14 protein-coding genes are annotated in these 16706 nt (G+C 64.1%); 12 read left to right on the forward strand and 2 right to left on the reverse strand.

The features are described 5' to 3' along the window. Nucleotides 1-7 precede the first annotated feature (7 nt). A complete protein-coding gene (locus E0504_RS20635; protein WP_207974547.1) occupies nt 8-976 on the reverse strand; it encodes a GNAT family N-acetyltransferase in 969 nt (322 codons plus the stop codon). Nucleotides 977-1001: 25 nt separating this feature from the next. On the opposite strand from E0504_RS20635, the gene E0504_RS20640 reads away from it, so the two are divergent. From E0504_RS20640 to E0504_RS20695, 12 genes are all read left to right on the forward strand, one after another. Continuing rightward, nucleotides 1002-2516 carry an acyl-CoA ligase (AMP-forming), exosortase A system-associated gene (locus E0504_RS20640; RefSeq protein ID WP_131625595.1) on the forward strand — a complete coding sequence of 505 codons (1515 nt, stop codon included), beginning with the start codon at nt 1002-1004 and terminating at the stop codon, nt 2514-2516. Next, on the forward strand, nt 2513-3742 hold the full coding sequence (locus E0504_RS20645; protein WP_131625596.1) for a pyridoxal-dependent decarboxylase, exosortase A system-associated: 1230 nt from the start codon (nt 2513-2515) through the stop codon (nt 3740-3742). Before E0504_RS20640 ends, E0504_RS20645 begins: the two co-directional genes overlap by 4 nt. A gap of 174 nt (nt 3743-3916) precedes the next feature. Further along, complete coding sequence (locus tag E0504_RS20650; protein ID WP_165938566.1) at nt 3917-4567, forward strand: XrtA/PEP-CTERM system exopolysaccharide export protein; 651 nt, start codon at nt 3917-3919, stop codon at nt 4565-4567. After that, nucleotides 4567-6072, forward strand: a complete 1506-nt coding sequence (locus tag E0504_RS20655) for an XrtA system polysaccharide chain length determinant (protein WP_131625597.1) — start codon at nt 4567-4569, stop codon at nt 6070-6072. The genes E0504_RS20650 and E0504_RS20655 overlap by 1 nt, the downstream gene beginning before the upstream one ends. Beyond that, nucleotides 6069-7079: a capsular biosynthesis protein gene (locus E0504_RS20660; RefSeq protein WP_131625598.1), complete on the forward strand. Its 1011-nt coding sequence runs from the start codon at nt 6069-6071 to the stop codon at nt 7077-7079. Before E0504_RS20655 ends, E0504_RS20660 begins: the two co-directional genes overlap by 4 nt. Continuing rightward, nucleotides 7079-8719, forward strand: coding sequence for a preprotein translocase subunit YajC (locus E0504_RS20665; protein ID WP_131625599.1), 1641 nt, complete (start codon nt 7079-7081; stop codon nt 8717-8719). Before E0504_RS20660 ends, E0504_RS20665 begins: the two co-directional genes overlap by 1 nt. Nucleotides 8720-8738: 19 nt before the next feature. Continuing rightward, nucleotides 8739-9884 carry an XrtA/PEP-CTERM system-associated ATPase gene (locus E0504_RS20670; protein ID WP_131625600.1) on the forward strand — a complete coding sequence of 382 codons (1146 nt, stop codon included), beginning with the start codon at nt 8739-8741 and terminating at the stop codon, nt 9882-9884. A gap of 9 nt (nt 9885-9893) precedes the next feature. Next, entirely contained in the window at nt 9894-10772 is an 879-nt protein-coding gene (locus tag E0504_RS20675) for an XrtA system polysaccharide deacetylase (RefSeq protein WP_207974549.1), read from the forward strand. Next, nucleotides 10769-11833 carry a FemAB family XrtA/PEP-CTERM system-associated protein gene (locus tag E0504_RS20680; RefSeq protein ID WP_131625601.1) on the forward strand — a complete coding sequence of 355 codons (1065 nt, stop codon included), beginning with the start codon at nt 10769-10771 and terminating at the stop codon, nt 11831-11833. The genes E0504_RS20675 and E0504_RS20680 overlap by 4 nt, the downstream gene beginning before the upstream one ends. After that, nucleotides 11833-13056 (forward strand): TIGR03087 family PEP-CTERM/XrtA system glycosyltransferase, encoded by a 1224-nt coding sequence (locus E0504_RS20685; protein ID WP_131625602.1) that lies wholly within the window; start codon nt 11833-11835, stop codon nt 13054-13056. Before E0504_RS20680 ends, E0504_RS20685 begins: the two co-directional genes overlap by 1 nt. Beyond that, a complete protein-coding gene (gene xrtA, locus E0504_RS20690; protein WP_131625603.1) occupies nt 13046-14038 on the forward strand; it encodes an exosortase A in 993 nt (330 codons plus the stop codon). Before E0504_RS20685 ends, xrtA begins: the two co-directional genes overlap by 11 nt. 10 nt (nt 14039-14048) lie before the next feature. After that, entirely contained in the window at nt 14049-15944 is a 1896-nt protein-coding gene (locus E0504_RS20695) for an XrtA/PEP-CTERM system amidotransferase (protein WP_131625604.1), read from the forward strand. On the opposite strand, the gene E0504_RS20700 is transcribed toward E0504_RS20695, so the two are convergent. Continuing rightward, nucleotides 15941-16639 (reverse strand): pirin family protein, encoded by a 699-nt coding sequence (locus tag E0504_RS20700; RefSeq protein WP_131625605.1) that lies wholly within the window; start codon nt 16637-16639, stop codon nt 15941-15943. The genes E0504_RS20695 and E0504_RS20700 overlap by 4 nt on opposite strands. Between the last annotated feature and the right edge of the window lie 67 nt (nt 16640-16706).

Genomic DNA, 16706 nt, shown 5'->3' on the forward strand with positions numbered 1-16706 from the left:
GCGGCACCTAGCCTTCGCTCGAGAAGCGCGCAAGCGCCCGCTTCGCCAGGGCAGGCCAGGCGCGGGGCTGTCTCGGATCCAGACAATCAATGCGATAGCGGGGCCGGTCGTGTTCCATCCAATCCCGTTTGTAGGGATCGTTGCCCGTCCCGAAGTCGACTAGGTCGACCCGGTCGGTATCGATCACCCGTTCAAAGAGCGCCGCAGTCAGGATGGTGCCAGGCGAGAGGTGTCTGGCGCTCTCGCGATGCGCGAGCTTGTGGATGTAGGCGATCTTGTTTTCGACGGTCCAGAATTGTGCCGCAACCGGCTCACCCTCGGCCCGAGCGACGCCCAGCCGGATGCGGCCCGCGGCGCCCTCGGCCTGCGCAAATTGACGTAGGAGCTCCGGGTCCCCTTCGGCAGGCTTCCAACTATCTCCGTAAATCGCCTGGTACGCTTCCCATGCGCTTCCATCGAAACGATCGAAAAGATCGACTGAGACCCTATTGGCCTTGCGCTTGTGGGTGGCGCGGATCTGTCCGGGTCGACCCGACCAGTATTCGGCAAAGCTGCGACCAGCGACCTCAAGCACGTGATTGTGGTCGCAAGGCGTGCAGCTCACCGCCCAACCTGCAGATCGAAACCCACTGGCAAGGCGGCTGGCGGCACCGTCTTCGTCGGGGATCGGCCACAGCGTCACGCCCGCGGCGCGTGTGCGCAAATCGCGTGCAACGACGGCGATCAGATGATCGTCCAGCATTCCGACGGGGCGCCAGCTGAAAGTGTACCAGTTTCGCAAAGCCTCGATCCGGCCATTCGCATCTGACAACGGAAGCGCGATTGCGTTCTCGCCTTGGCGGGCAACCGCAATAAGGGGACGGTGTCCGGCAGTTTCCAGCAAGGCGAACCATTCGGCGCGATCGAACGGCCCGACCGGCGCCGCTGCAACGTCTTGCAAGACCTTAACCGTGCGATGATAGCTGACCGCGTCCAACGCGCTTGTTCCCTTCGGAGTATTCATGCCCGTAGCGCTCGATCCCCGGCCCAGGCCGCTCGATCACCTCGTTGACCGGGGCGATGCGTCTGCGCCTGCGCTGATCCTGAGGTCGGAGACCCTTAGTTATCAGGATTTAAGGAACCGTGTCGCCCGGCTGGCGGGGTGGCTGCAGTCTCGAGCGGGGAAGGGGGCGCGGGTCGCCAGTTGGGCAGCGAAGGGCGATGTGACGTGCCTGCTGCCGCTTGCTTGCGCGCGGGCAGGAATGGTTCACGTGCCGATCAATCCACTACTCAAGCGGCTTCAGGCAGCGCACATCCTGGCAGATAGCGGTTCGGACCTGCTCATCGGGACCCGCTCGCGTCTGAAAACGCTCAATCAGGGCGATCTGCCGCCCGGGTGCACGGCGATAGCGGAAGACGATCTGTGGGGACTGTTAGACGAAGCAGCACCGCTGGGCCGGTCGGATCACGACCCCAGCGATCTGGCGGCGATCCTTTATACTAGCGGGTCGACCGGCCAGCCCAAGGGTGTAATGCTGAGCCATGCGAACATGTGGCTCGGCGCGGTCAGTGTCGCGCACTATCTCGGGCTTGAGATGGATGACATCACCCTGGCCGTCTTGCCGCTCAGCTTCGACTATGGACAAAACCAGTTGTTCTGCACGTGGTATGCAGGCGGCGCGGTGGCCCCGCTCGACTATCTGATGCCGCGCGACGTGGTGAAAGCCTGCGCACGGCATGGCGTCACGACGTTGGCCGCCGTGCCGCCGTTATGGATGCAACTCAGTGAGGTCGAATGGCCGCTAGATGCCACGCGGGCGATGAGGAGGCTCACCAACAGCGGCGGAGCATTGACGGAACCTCTTGTACGAACGCTGCGGGGAATTTTCCCCACCGCACGCCTGTTCCCCATGTATGGGCTGACGGAAGCGTTCCGCTCGACCTATCTTGATCCCTCGCTGGTCGACAGTCATCCCACGTCGATGGGCCGGGCCATTCCCTTTGCCGAGGTCATGGTGATCGGTGAGGACGGCGAGGAAGCCTCGATTGGCATGGAGGGAGAGCTGGTTCACGCAGGTCCGCTCGTCGCGCAAGGGTACTGGCGCGATGCCGAGCGCACGGCCCAACGGTTCCGCGCCGCGCCGCGCACATCCACCTACGGTGGGACCGCGGTTTGGTCAGGGGACCGAGTACGACGAGAGGAAGACGGCCTGCTCTATTTCGTCGGGCGGAGGGACGCGATGATCAAGACCGCGGGAAACCGCGTCAGCCCCCAAGAGATCGAGGACGCCGCCCTGGCCACGGGCCTTGTCGCTGAGGCGGTCGCGGTGGGCGTGCCGGACGCGAAATTGGGGCACGCGATCGGCCTTGCGGTTCGCCCCGCAACCAACTTCGATGATGAGACGCTGAAAAAGGCGCTGGCGACATCGCTGCCGAACTTCATGCAGCCCAGGCAGATGCGCCGCTACGATTCGATGCCGCGCAATCCGAATGGAAAGCTGGACCGAACCGCGATCCTGCTGGATTTCATCCAGTGAAGCCGCTCGGCCCCATTCCGGCAGGCTACGACACCATAGGCGGCGAACTGGCTATCGGCGGCCGCACCGCGAGCGCGCTGATTGCAGAAGCGGGCGGTACGCCCCTTTTCGTTTATTCACGAATGCACCTGGATCGCCGGATGATCGACCTGCGCGCGGCGATGCCCGAGCGGCTGGCGGTTCACTATGCCGTCAAGGCGAACCCATGGCAGCCTGTGCTGCAGCACATGGCAGGGTTGGTCGATGGCTTCGACATCGCATCCGGCGGGGAACTCGCGCTGGTCATGGACGCGGGCATCGATCCGGCGCGGGTCAGCTTCGCCGGGCCGGGCAAGCGTGACATTGAACTTGAGGCCGCCATCCGGGCGGGCGCGACCCTCAACTGCGAAAGCGCTAATGAAGTGCGTCGTGCGCTGGGTATCGGCGAGCAACTCGGGATAAAGCCTCGGCTCGCAATCCGGGTCAATCCCGACTTCGAGCTGCGCGGGTCCGGGATGAAAATGGGCGGCGGAGCAAAGCCGTTCGGAGTCGACGCCGGGCGTGTTCCGGCGCTTGCCAAGGAAATTATCGCGGCTGGCGCGGATTGGCAAGGTCTGCACATTTTCGCAGGCAGCCAGGCACTTGATGCCGAAGCAATTGCCGAGGCCCAGGGCAACGTGCTGGACCTTGCCGGTCAGCTTGCTGACGAGATCGGCCACGGAGCTTTGCCCAAGCTCAATATGGGCGGCGGACTTGGCATCCCCTATTTTGCGGGTGACACGCCAGTGGACGTCAGAGTGGTCGGTGACCGCTTGGCGGAGCGCTTCGACAGGCTGCCATTATCTCTGCGCGAGACCGAACTTTGCATCGAGCTTGGCCGGTATCTGGTGGGGGAGGCGGGGGTTTACCTGTGCACCGTGGTTGATCGCAAGGACAGCCAGGGCGAAACCTACGTGATCACTGACGGTGGTCTGCATCATCAACTGGCGGCATCCGGCAATTTCGGCACCGTCGTCAGGCGCAACTATCCAGTCGCCATCGCCAGCCGTTTCGGCGCGGCAGCTGAGGAGGTGGCGACCGTGGTCGGCTGCCTGTGTACTCCGCTCGACCGGCTGGCTGACAAGGCGCTGCTTCCTCGCGCCGATGTCGGCGACGTGGTCGCCGTGTTCTGCGCGGGCGCTTATGGGGCGAGCGCTTCACCGGCGATGTTTCTTGGGCAAGGACCGGCGCGAGAAATACTCGTTTAACGCTTTTGCTAACCGTTGTCCCGGAGCGGGACTGCCCGCGTTAACGACCTTCAAGCCTAACAGTATGTTCACCAATTTCCGCGAGATGACGGCCGGATACGCGCGCCTTCGCCGTGTGCCGGGTCGCTCCCGGAACATGCGTCGAATGGGCCGCCTGAAGGCAAGGATCTATCGATGCGCTCTTTCCGTCCCGTCCAAATCATTGCGAGCATGGTCGCGGCTGCCTCGCTCGCGTTGAGTGGTTGCGCAAGCAGCGGAACTGACAACCAGCTGCCGCCCGCGGCATTCGTCTCCATGCAACAGGGGCCAGGCGAAGATTACGTGATCGGTCCGCTTGACGAGCTGACAATCAACGTCTGGCGCAATCCGGAACTCAGCGCAGAGAAAATCCAGGTCCGTCCCGACGGGAGGATCACCACGCCGCTGGTCAACGATATGCCGGCGGTGGGGAAAACGCCGGCGATGCTGTCCCAGGACATCAAGCTTCGGCTCTCGCAATATATCGAAGACCCCCTGGTCAGCGTGATCGTGACCGATTTCGCTGGCACCTTCAGCCAGCAGATTCGGGTGATTGGCGCGACCGAAAAGCCGGCGAGCATTCCATTTCGTGCCAACATGACCGTGCTCGACGCGATGATTGCGGTCGGAGGGCTGAGCGAGTTCGCCGCTGGCAACCGCGCAAAGCTGATCAGGTTCGACAAGCAGGCCGGGCGGCAACGGGAATACGCCCTGCGCCTCGGCGATCTGCTGAAAAAGGGCGAGAGCGAGGCGAACGTAATGCTTCAGCCGGGTGACGTCATCATCATCCCCGAAAGCATGTTTTGATGAACGAGATGTTCGGGGAACTGCGCGCGGCGGCGGTGTCGGTGTGGCACCGACGCTGGCTGGTGCTCGGGGTCGCGTGGGGCGTGTGCCTGCTGGGCTGGATGGCCGTGGCGATGATCCCCAACAAGTACGAATCAAAAGCGCGGATCTTCGTCGAACTCGATGATGTCCTGTCCGATCAGCTGAAAATTGCGAACGGCGGCAAGGACGAAATCGACCGTGTCCGCAAGACCCTCGCGGGCGGCGTAAACCTCGAAAAAGTCGTTCGCGGAACCGATCTGGGTGCCGACGTCGCCACTCCGCGAGAGATGGAGCAGACCGTCGCCAATCTCGCCGAAAACGTGAAGGTCGAGAGCCAGGAAGACAGCCTGTTCACAATCACGGCGCTGATCGGCAAGCCGAGCCTGTCGGACGCGCAGAATGCCAAGCTGGCGCAGGACGTCGTTCAGAAGCTGATCGATATCTTCCGCGAAGAGAACATCGCGGGCAACCGCGGCGAAGTCGCCGACACGGTCGTGTTTCTCGATCAGCAGCTTGAACAGCGCAAGGCTGAACTGGAAGCGGCCGAAGCCAAGCTTTCCGCATTTGAAGCCGCGCACCCCGATCTGGTGGGTGGGAGCAGCGCGATCTCCAGCCGTCTGGCCGCGACGCGCCAGGAAGTGCGCGGGGTCGATGCAGATCTTGCAGCGGCGCAAAGTGCGCTCGCCGCGATCAACGGGCAACTCGCCGGCACGCCGCGGACCTTGGCCGCACCGGGGGGCAGCGACGGTTCCGCGCTCGGCCAGACCCAAGCGCAACTTGCCGCGATGCAGGCGCGAGGGCTGACTGACAGTCACCCGGACGTGGTCGCGCTCAAGCGGCAGATCACGCTGCTCCAGCGGGCGGGCGGGGGACAGGCGAGCGGCATGCCCAATCCAGCATACAGCTCCTTGATCTCGATCAAGGCGGAACGGGAAGCCAACGTCCAGGCGCTGATGGCACGCATGGCGGCGCTTCAAGCGGACGTTAGCGGCGCGATGGCGGATCAGGCGAGCGAGCCATCTGCATCGGCTGAAGCCAATCGCATCAGCCGCGACTACGACGTGCTCAAGAAGAAGTACGACGAGCTTCTCCAGAACCGCGAGGAAATGCGCCTCCGCGGGCAGGTGGAGGACGAACGGTCGAGCTTCAAGTTCGATGTGGTCGATCCGCCGTCGACGCCCCGCAACCCCGCATCGCCAAATCGGCCGTTGCTATTGCTTGGCGTGCTGATCCTGGGACTCGGAGCTGGGGTGGGCTCGGCGCTTGCCTTGGGCCAGCTCCGCTCGACCTTCGCGACCACGGCCGGGTTGGAGCGCGCGCTCGACCTGCCGGTGATCGGCGCGATTTCAGAGAACCTGACGGGAGACGCCAGGGCGCTGCGGGCCAAGCGGATGAAGCTGTTTTATGCCGCGACCGGCTCCTTGGGTGGAGTGTTCCTCATGCTTCTGACGATCGAATTCGTCCAGCGGGGGATGGTGGCATGACCGAACACGCGAAGATCCCCCTCCCGCCGCAGGGCGAGGATGCAAGCGAGGTGTCGCTGTTCGAACGCGCGAGTGGCGCTTTTGCACTAAATCCGTTTCGCGCTGCGCCAGTGCCGAGCGAGCTTGCGGTGCCAGTGACAAGGCGCGTGCGGCGCACTGCCGCGCATGCCAGCTCGATGCCAGAGGCGGCAACGCCGCCCGAGCCGGGTCCGCAGTTCGAAGCCTCTGCTTCGGTCGTGCCCGAACCCGCTGCACCGGAGGCTCCATCGGAGGTTTCGCTCACGGGTCCGCGCCATCCGATCGATCGCGAGCGCCTGCGAGACAAGGGCCTGATCGTGCCTGAAGATGGCGCGACGGCGCTGCTGGAAGAATTTCGCATCATCAAACGGCAAGTGCTCGCTTCGGCGCACGTTGCCGGAGATGCCGCCGCCCAGCGAATTCTCATCTGTTCGCCGCTTCCGGGCGACGGAAAGACGTTTTGTGCCACTAACCTTGCGATCGCGATGGCCGGGGAACGTGGCGGCGAAGTGGTGCTGATCGATGCCGATTTCGCCAAGCCTTCCATCCTTGCGACACTTGGGCTGCCGTCCGCGCCCGGTCTGATGGATGCGCTGGCAGACCCGTCGCTCCGCGTCGAAGATCTGGTGATGGCAACCGACATCGACGGCCTTTTCGTGCTGCCGGCGGGGGATACGACGACTACGGACAGCGAATGGCTCGCCAGCGCCAGAACCGCCGAAGTTCTCGACCGGTTGACCCAGGGTGCGCCTGGACGGATGCTGGTGTTCGACAGTCCGCCCGCGCTGGCCGCCTCTCCAGCCGCGGATCTGGCGCAGCACGTGGGTCAGGCGGTTCTCGTCGCCCGTGCTGACAAGACGGGTCGAAGTGCGCTCGAGGACGCGGTGCACCTGCTCGGCGCCTGCCCGGACATAAAGCTACTGCTGAACGCAACGCATTTCAGCCCGAGCGGACGGCGCTTCGGCACTTACTATGGGCACAAGGGGTAATGCCCGTGAAGGCATGGACCCTTGCCTCGGCCATTGGGCTGGCGGCCACGATTGCCGTGGTTCCGGCTTCCGCTCAGCAGAAGGACCAAGGCCAGCGCGCACGCGACGTGCGGATCGCCCCGTATATCGAGGCTAATCAGGTCCTGACCGCCGAACTGTCGCCGGGCAGTGACGCCGTGACTTATACGCAGGTGGCAGCCGGGGTCGATTTGAGCGTTCAGGGCCGCAACAACGGCGGCGCCGCCTCCGTTCGATTCGAACAGACGCTGGGCTACGACGCGCGGATGGCCGACAGCTCAGCGCTGTCCGGGGTGGCCCGCGGATACGCCAGCGTGGTTCCTCGCGCCGTCACGGTCGAGGCCGGGGCGCTGGCCACGCGCACCCGCATCGACAACAACGGCGGGGCCACGATCGGATCCGGACCGGATCGTGACAACGAAAGCCGCGTCTATTCAGCCTATGCCGGACCCACCGTTCACACCCGCCTCGGCGACGCGGAAGTGAATGCCAACTACCGGATCGGTTACACTCGGGCCGAAGCGCCCGAAGGGCTCGCGACCGCGCCGGGCGCGCCGTCAGTAGACGTGTTCGAAGACAGCCTCGTGCAAAGCGCTGGCGTGCACGCAGCAACGCGCGCGGGAGACGGACTGCCGGTCGGCGTCGGCGTCGGGGCCGGTTACTATCAAGAAGATATTTCGAACCTCGACCAGCGGGTGCGTGACGCACACGTCCGCGCCGACGTGAGCGTCCCATTGACCCCAGCGCTCGCCGCCGTGGCGGGGGCGGGGTACGAAAACGTGAAAATATCCAGCCGCGATGCCGTGCGGACCGCCGATGGCGCGCCGGTGATCGGCGCCAACGGCCGTTTCGTCACCGACAAGAGTGCTCCGCGCCAACTTGCTTATGAAACGGAAGGGCTGATCTGGGACGTGGGCGTGATGTGGCGCCCCAGCCGCCGCACTCGGGCTGAGGCGCACGTCGGCAAGCGTTACGATTCAACGACCTATTATGGCAGCTTTGCGTGGGCACCCAGCAGCCGCAGCTCGGTCAACATAGCGGTCTATGATGGAATTACCGGATTTGGCGGGCAATTGACCAACGCCCTGGTCGCGCTGCCGACCGATTTCGCGGCGAACCGCAACGCGATTACCGGGGATGTAACCGGCTGCGTTGCCAGCTTGCAGGGCAGCAATTGTCTCACCGGTGTGCTCGGTTCAATCCGCTCGGCAGTGTTCCGTGGGCGGGGTATCACCGCAAGCTATGCGCGCCAAATCGGCCGCATGAGTGCCGGCGTCGGAATGGGTTACGATCGCAGCAAGTTCATCGCGGCCCCCGGCACAGTTCTCGGCAGTGCCAATGGCGTGGTGGACGAAAGTTACTGGGCAGCGGCCTACTTGTCGGGCCAGATCGACGCGCGCTCCAGCTTCAACGTCAATGCCTACGCGAACTGGCTGACCAGCGATTTCGCGGGAGCGCGGGATGCCAGCGTGATCGGCGCATCGGCCGCATACCGCCGGTATCTGCTAGACGGGCTCTCCGCCAATGCCGCGGTGGGACTGGACCACCTGAACGGATCGATTGCGGGTCAGGATCTGACCACTGCGTCGGCACTGCTCGGCCTGCGCTACGACTTCAATTGAGGGCTTGGGATAGACTGATATGTTCGACGACTTTTACGCTCTGAGCGGGCGGCCCTTTCAGCTTACCCCTGACCCGCAGTTCTATTTCGAGAGCGCCACTCACCGCAAAGCGCTGAGCTACCTCGGCTATGGCCTGTCACAGGGGGAAGGCTTCATCGTCATCACCGGTGAAGTGGGCGCAGGCAAGTCGACGCTGGTCGCGCACCTGATGCGCAAGGTCGATCCTGCGCAGCTAACAGTTGGGCAGATCGTCACCAGCAACCTGGATGGTGAAGAGCTCGTCCATGTCGCCGCGCAAAGTTTTGGCCTCGACATCGACGGCCACGACAAGGCCTCCGCGCTCGCCGCGATCGAAGGGTTCCTGCATGACGAAGCGCGCGCGGGCCGCCGCTGTCTGCTGGTTGTCGACGAATCTCAGAACCTCAGCGTCGAGGCGCTGGAAGAGTTGCGGATGCTGTCAAACTTCCAGCTCGGATCACATCCGCTGCTCCAGACCCTGCTGCTGGGCCAGCCCGAATTCAAACGGATGCTGGCTGAGCACCCGGCGCTCGAACAATTGCGCCAGCGCGTCATTGCCGCTCACCACCTCGACGCAATGGGTCCGAGCGAAATCGAACCGTATGTCAGCCACCGGCTGCAGTGCGTCGGCTGGAAATGCCACCCGGCGTTCGATCAGCGGGTTTTCGCGGAGCTTTTCGAGGCGACCGGCGGCATCCCTCGCAAGGTCAATCAGCTCATGAGTCGGCTCATGTTGCTGGGCGCAGTGGAACAGCGCACCCGGATCGACGCCGCCATGCTCGCTGCGGTTCGCAAGGAGATGGCCGGCGACAACGTCATACCGGCCGCCGTACCGCGGGCCGGCACTATACCTGCCGCGCCCGCCGGAGAGCAGCGGCACGTTTCCACTAGCGCCAAAGGAGCAGCCCCCGCTGCTGGGATCGAGGATCTGCTCGCAGAACGTGATGCACAGATCATGGAGCTGCGCCGCGCGATTGACGAGTTGGCGGAGGAACGCCCAGCCAACGATGACTTGGCGAACAGCGAATGGTCCGCACGTTTCGAACGAATGGAGCAGCGGATCGCCGATCAGGAAGACGCCGTCCGCCACGTCCTGACCATGCTGATCGAATGGTTCGAAGATGCCTCTCCGCGCGCGGCGGCGTGACGGGCGTCGATGACCATCCCCCATTCCAGGATCGTCAACGGGCTCTCGGTCGACGTCGAGGACTGGTTCCAGGTGGGCGCCTTTGAAGACGTGATCGCGCGGGACACTTGGGACAGCTTGCCGCTGCGCGTGAGCGACAATGTGCTGCGCGTCCTCGATATGTTCGCGGCAGCCGAGGTAAAGGCGACTTTCTTCACGCTCGGTTGGGTGGCGCAGCGCCATGGAGCGCTGATCCGCCGCATCGCCGAGGAAGGGCACGAGGTTGCCAGTCACGGTTGGGATCATGCGCGCGTGTTCACGCTGGATCGCAAAAGCTTCGGCGCCGATCTGAAGCGCGCGCGCCAGGCACTGGAAGATTCTTCGGGGGCGGCCGTTACCGGTTACCGGGCGCCCAGCTTCTCGATCGATCAGCGCACCCCGTGGGCTTATGCCGAACTCGCCGAACAGGGGTACGCCTACAGTTCCTCCGTCGCGCCGGTGACTCACGATCACTATGGTTGGCGGGAGGCGCCGCGGTTCGCCTTCAATCCGCTGCCTTGGCACCCGCTGGTGGAGATTCCGGTGACCACCGCGATTCTTGGTGGTCGGCGCGTGGCGGCTGGCGGAGGGGGCTTTTTCCGGGTGCTGCCCTACGCCTTCAGCCGCTGGGCGATCCGGCAAGTCAATCGTCAGGACCGGCGGCCGGCCGTGTTCTACTTCCACCCCTGGGAGATCGATCCGAAGCAGCCGCGCGTGCCGAATGCCTCGGTCCGTTCCCGGTTGCGGCACTATACGAACCTCGACAAGATGGCGGGCAAGCTGGCCGAGCTGGTGCGCGAGTTCGAATGGGGCCGGATGGACGTGCTGGCACACCGCGAGGCAGCAATCGCCAGCAGCCTTGCGGCATGAACGCGCCCTTCACTCCGCCGCTGGAGACCGTCACTCTGGCCGACCTGACCGATCCGGGCGAACTCGCGCGGATCGAACGTTTCGTCGTCGAAAGGGAGGGGACCCCGTTCCATCGGCCAGCTTGGCTTCGCGCCGTCGAACGGGGGACCGGGCAGCGAGCACTCGGACTGATTGCAGAGAGGGGCGGCAACTTGACCGGTTGGCTACCGGTCACTGAAGTGCGATCGCCGCTATTTCCCCCCACACTGGTTTCTAGTGCGTTTGCGGTTGGCGGCGGCGCTGTCGCCGACAGCGAAGCAACGGTTCAGCAACTCACCAAAGCCGCGATTGAGCTTGCCCAACGGCTGTCCTGCTCTTCGGTTGAGTTGCGCTGCGCCGATATCGAGGAAGGATGGCGGCAGGTCACCGGCAAGCATGCGAACTTCGCGGCTCCTCTGGCGGAAAGCGACGATGCGCAGCTGCTGGCCATCCCGCGCAAACAGCGCGCCGAGGTGCGCAAAGGTCTGCAGCAGCCTTTCGCCGTAACGGTCGGAACGAGCGACGAAGACCGGCGGAAGCACTATGCCGTCTATTGCGAAAGCGTGCGCAACCTAGGCACCCCTGTATTCCCGCGTGCGCTCTTTGATGCGGTTCTGGATGGTTTCGGTTCCGATGCCGATATCCTTACGATCTCGCTCGAACATAAGCCGGTTGCGGCCGTTCTTACGGTTTACCACCGGGGGGTGGCGTATCCGTACTGGGGCGGGGGCACCCACGCCGCCCGCGCGTCGCGAGCAAACGAGCGGCTGTATTTCGAATTGATGGGCCATGCCCGCCGGCGCGGATGCGGCACATTCGATTTCGGGCGATCCAAGGTCGGTAGCGGCGCCTTTGCCTATAAGAAGAACTGGGGCTTCACGCCCGAACCGCTGACCTATGCAATCTGGCAAATGCCCGGTGAAGCAGCGCGCGACATCGATCCAACCAGCGAAGTGTATTCGGGCAAGATCGCGCTGTGGAAGCGTCTGCCGCTCCCGGTCGCCAACCGCCTGGGACCGATCATCGCCCGCGGGCTTGCGTGATGGGCGAGACTCTGTTCATCGCCCATCGCATTCCGTTTCCGCCCGATCGGGGCGACAAGATCCGCTCGCATCATTTGCTCAAGGCAGTCGCCGAATTAGGGCCGGTGCATGTGGCGACCCTTGGCGAGAGTGCCGATTTCGCCGCGGAACCGCTCTTGGCTGAAGTATGCGCCAGCTATTCTCTGCAGCGGCGACCCATGAACCTGATCTCGGCGGGTTTGCGCGCAATAGCGTCCGGAAAACCCGTCAGCCTGACCGCATTCGCCAGCGACCCTCTCCGGCAATGGATCGAGGATACGCTAGCGCGGAGACCGATCGACACGATCTTCGTTTTTTCCGGGCAAATGGGACAATACGTGCCGCGCTCTTTCGGGGGCCGGCTGGTGGTCGACCTGTGCGATGTCGATTCTGCCAAGTTCGAGGCCTACGCGCACCAGCGCACCGGCCCGCGCGCGTGGATCGACGAGCGGGAGGGGCGGTTGCTGGCAGCCGAAGAGCGCCAGCTCGCAAACCGCGCCGATACCGTGCTGCTGATCTCCGATGCAGAGGCCGCACTGTTCCGCAGCCGCACCGGCCACGTCAATTCTGACGTGGTTGCTCTTGGCAACGGTATCGATACTGACCTGTTCGATCCCCAGGCGACGAAGCCTGAAGCGGCTCTGATGCAAGACCGCGGTCCGCACCTGCTGTTTACCGGGCAGATGGATTACCTGCCCAACGTCGATGCAGTCCGGCGGGCGGCCATGCAGCTGATGCCGGCGATCCGCGCGACGTACCCGTCCGCCACATTTCACATCGTGGGTCGCGCACCCTCAGCAAAAGTGCGTTCCCTCGACGGGCTGAACGGCACCCGGGTGTGGGGCGAGGTGCGTGACGTGCGCCCATTTCTGGCGGCATGCAGCCTCGTACTTGCTCCGCTTACCATTGCTCGCGGCGTGCAGAACAAGGTGCTGGAAGCGATGGCGATGGCGCGCCCGGTCGTCCTGTCTCCCGAAGCCGCGACAGGCATCAACGCGACCGATGGCGAGCACATGGCGGTAGGCAGCGACGATGCAGCGCTCATCGAACGCGCGATCGGCCTCCTTGGCAATACGATTACGGCGCAGGACATGGGCGCTGCCGCGCGCAAGTTCGTAGTGCAGGAGAAGAGCTGGCCCACCGCTCTTGCGCCACTCGCCGGCATCATGGGCCGGGCTGCGCAGCGCGATCGCCATGCCGCCTGACAGCTCGACCCTCCGCCCGGCAGCAGTCGCCGATGATGATTGGAAATCGCTGCTCCTGCGCCTCGCCGCAGGATGGGTCGCGCTGTTCGTACTGACCGCGCGTGAGTGGGGCGAGATGGCGCACCAATGGTGGAACAGTGACACTTACGCTCACATTCTGCTGATTCCGCCGATTCTCGTGTGGCTGATCTGGCTGCGGCGGACCGAGTTATCCAAGTCCAGCTTCTCGGCTTGCGTCCCTGGACTTGGCCTTCTTTGCGGCAGCCTGTTGATCTGGTTGTGCGGCCGAGCGGCAGGGATCAATCTTGTCGCTCAGTTCGGCGCCGTCGCCGCGATGTCCGCTACCGTGATGACCATCTGCGGGATGCGGGTGATGCTTATATCGGCGTTCCCGGTCGCCTACTCGTTGTTCCTGGTGCCATTCGGGGATGAGATCATCGCGCCCCTGCAGCAATTGACCGCACGCATCGCAGTGGCTTTGACACATGCGAGCGGAGTCCCCGCGATCTCAAATGGGTTGTTCATCGATACTCCTGCGGGGCGTTTTGTCGTTGCCGAGGAATGTTCCGGGGTAAAATTTCTCATCGCGATGGTAGCGCTCGCCACGCTGGTTGCCTGGACCTCCTTTACCAGCTGGAAGAGGCGCGTGATCTTCGTCCTTGCCGCGGCGTGCGTATCGGTGGTGGCAAACGGAATACGCGCATGGGCAACCATCTTTGTGGCCCAGTACATCGGCGCCGAGCGCGCCGGGGGCTTTGATCACATCGTCTATGGCTGGGTGTTTTTCGCTCTCGTGATCGCGCTAGTGCTTGGGGTCGGGTGGCGGTTCATCGACCGCGATCCGGCGGATGCCGGGCTTTCGGCGACCGAGGCCGACGCGATCGCCCAGCGATTTCCCGCGGGTGTAATCGCACCTGACCTCGCGCTCGTGCTGCTCTGCGTGATCGCCGCAGCTTTTGCCGTTCTTGCGCGCCTGATCTAGGGCCGGCGGCATGTGCGGAATTGCGGGGATATTTCATTGCGGCACGCCCAAGCCGGTCGATCCGGCGCGGGTGACCAAGATGTGCGATGCAATCGCGCACCGCGGGCCTGATGGCGCAGGGGTGTGGAGTGCGCCGGGCGTAGCGTTGGGCCACCGCCGGCTGTCGATCATCGATCTGGCGGGGTCGCCGCAGCCCATGGCCTCGCCCGATCGTCGGGCCATGTTGGTATTTAATGGCGAGATCTACAATTTTCGCGAGTTGCGCCGCGAGCTTGAAGGGCTGGGCGCCCGCTTTGACACCCATGGAGACAGCGAGGTCATCCTGGCGGCATGGCAGCAATGGGGACCGCGGTGCCTCGACAAGCTGCACGGAATGTTCGCTTTCGCTATCTACGATACGGAGCGGCGAGAGTTGTTCCTGGCCCGCGACCGGCTGGGCGTGAAGCCCCTGTTCACAGCCATGCTCAGCGATGGCAGCCTGGCTTTCGCTTCGGAACTCAAGGGACTTCTCGCCCACCCGTTGCTGCGCCGCTCGGTCGATCCGCTTGCGGTCGAAGACTACCTCACCTGGGGGTACGTGCCCGACCATCGCTCGATCTTGGCGGGAGTGGAGAAGCTGCCGGCGGGACACTACCGACTGCTGAAACACGATGCACCTCCGGCGGGCCCCGTTCGGTGGTGGGACGTTTCGTTCGCTGATCGGCGGAAGGACAAAGCGGCCGACCTTGAGGCCGAACTTCTCTTTCACCTGCGGGAGGCTGTCAGCAGCCGCATGGTCGCCGACGTGCCGCTCGGCGCGTTCCTCTCCGGCGGGGTCGACAGCTCCAGCGTGGTCGCGTTGATGGCGGAGGTTTCGTCCGCTCCGGTGCGAACCTGTTCGATCGGTTTCGACGAAGCATCGCTCGACGAGACAGCCTATGCCCGGCAGATTGCCGAAAGGTTCGCCACCGATCATCGCGAGCGGATCGTTTCGGCGGATGAGTTCGGCGAGATCGATCGGCTTGCGGCCATGTTCGACGAACCCTTCGCCGACGCTTCCGCGCTGCCCACTCTGCGCGTGTGCGAACTAGCGCGCGAGACGGTTACGGTCGCGCTGTCGGGAGATGGGGCGGATGAAGCTTTCGCAGGTTACCGCCGCCACCGGTTCCACGCCGCTGAGGAACGGGCCCGGGCTGTATTGCCGCAATCGGTGCGCTCATCCGTCTTCGGCGCGCTGGGGCGCGCCTGGCCGAAAGCGGACTGGGCACCGCGTGCCTTTCGGGCCAAGAGCACCTTCCAATCGCTCGCTGCATCCGGGGAAGATGGTTATGCGCGCGGCCTTTCGGTGACCGCCCTTGAACTGCGCAATCAGTTATACAGCGATGCCTTCCGCCGTGGCCTCGCCGGCTATCAGGCGGAGCGCCCCTTCGTCGACTTGATGCGCAACGCGCCCGCACGATCCGGCCTTGACCGGGCGCAATATGCGGATCTCAAGTTCTGGTTGCCCGGTGACGTCCTGACGAAAACCGATCGCACCAGTATGGCGGTGAGCCTTGAAGCGCGAGAGCCGCTGCTCGATCATCGCCTCATCGAATTCGCGGCGGCACTCCCGGAGAACCTGCGCATCCGCCGGGGGCAGGGCAAATGGCTGCTGAAACACACGATGGAGCGCTACCTGCCGCGGGAGGTGCTCTATCGGCCCAAGCAGGGCTTCGTTACGCCGATCGCGCAGTGGCTGCGCGGTCCGTTGGCGAGCGAGGCGCGCGCGATCGCTCGCGGTGCCTCGCTCGCCCGTACGGGATGGTTCGATAGCGCGAGGATTTCTACGCTCGCAGAAGCGCACATTTCCGGCCGCAGCGATCACTCTCGCCTGCTGTGGCAGCTTCTGATGCTCGACCGCTCACTCTCGCGGCTCGGCGTAGTCTAGCGGCTGTCGACCAGCACCAACTCGACGTCGTCGAGCGCTTCGACCGTGATCTCGCTCTCGCCCGTGATCGCCACGCCATCGCGAGCAGACGCCTGGAGCCCGTTCACTCGCACCTGGCCGTTGACCGGCACGAGATACAGATGCCGGGCCTCATCAGCCGTGTAGCGCACGGTTTCCCCAACGCCGAGCGTGGCCGCCAGGACCTTCGCATCGGCACGAATGGGAAGTGCATCGTCAGCATCGGGGGTGCCGCTAGCGAGCGTGACCCAACTGCCGCTGCGCTCCCCGCGCGGAAATTCGCGCGCTCCCCAACTCGGCTGTTCACCGGCGCGATCGGGCATGATCCACAGCTGGAACAGCGTCGTTTCGTCGTCTTCGAGATTGTATTCGGCGTGAGTGATGCCCGTGCCGGCACTCATCACCTGGACATCGCCGGCGCCAGTCCGGCCGCGGTTACCAAGCGAGTCCTGATGCGTGATCGCTCCGGAATGTACGAACGTAACGATTTCCATGTCCCGGTGCGGGTGAGGGGGGAAACCGCTCTTCGCCGCGATCCGGTCATCGTTCCACACGCGCAGTGCGCCCCAGCCCATGCGCTGCGGATCATGATAGTCGGAAAAACTGAAGTGATAGCGGGTTTCAAGCCAGCCATGGTCGCGGTGCGCCAGGCTCGCCTTGGGTCGAATGTCGATCATCGAAAATCAGTCCACCTCGGCGGGATGTTTACGCCGGAATATAAGCTATGTGGCGCCGCCCGGGCGC

The sequence above is a fragment of the Parafrankia sp. BMG5.11 genome, from assembly GCF_004337455.1.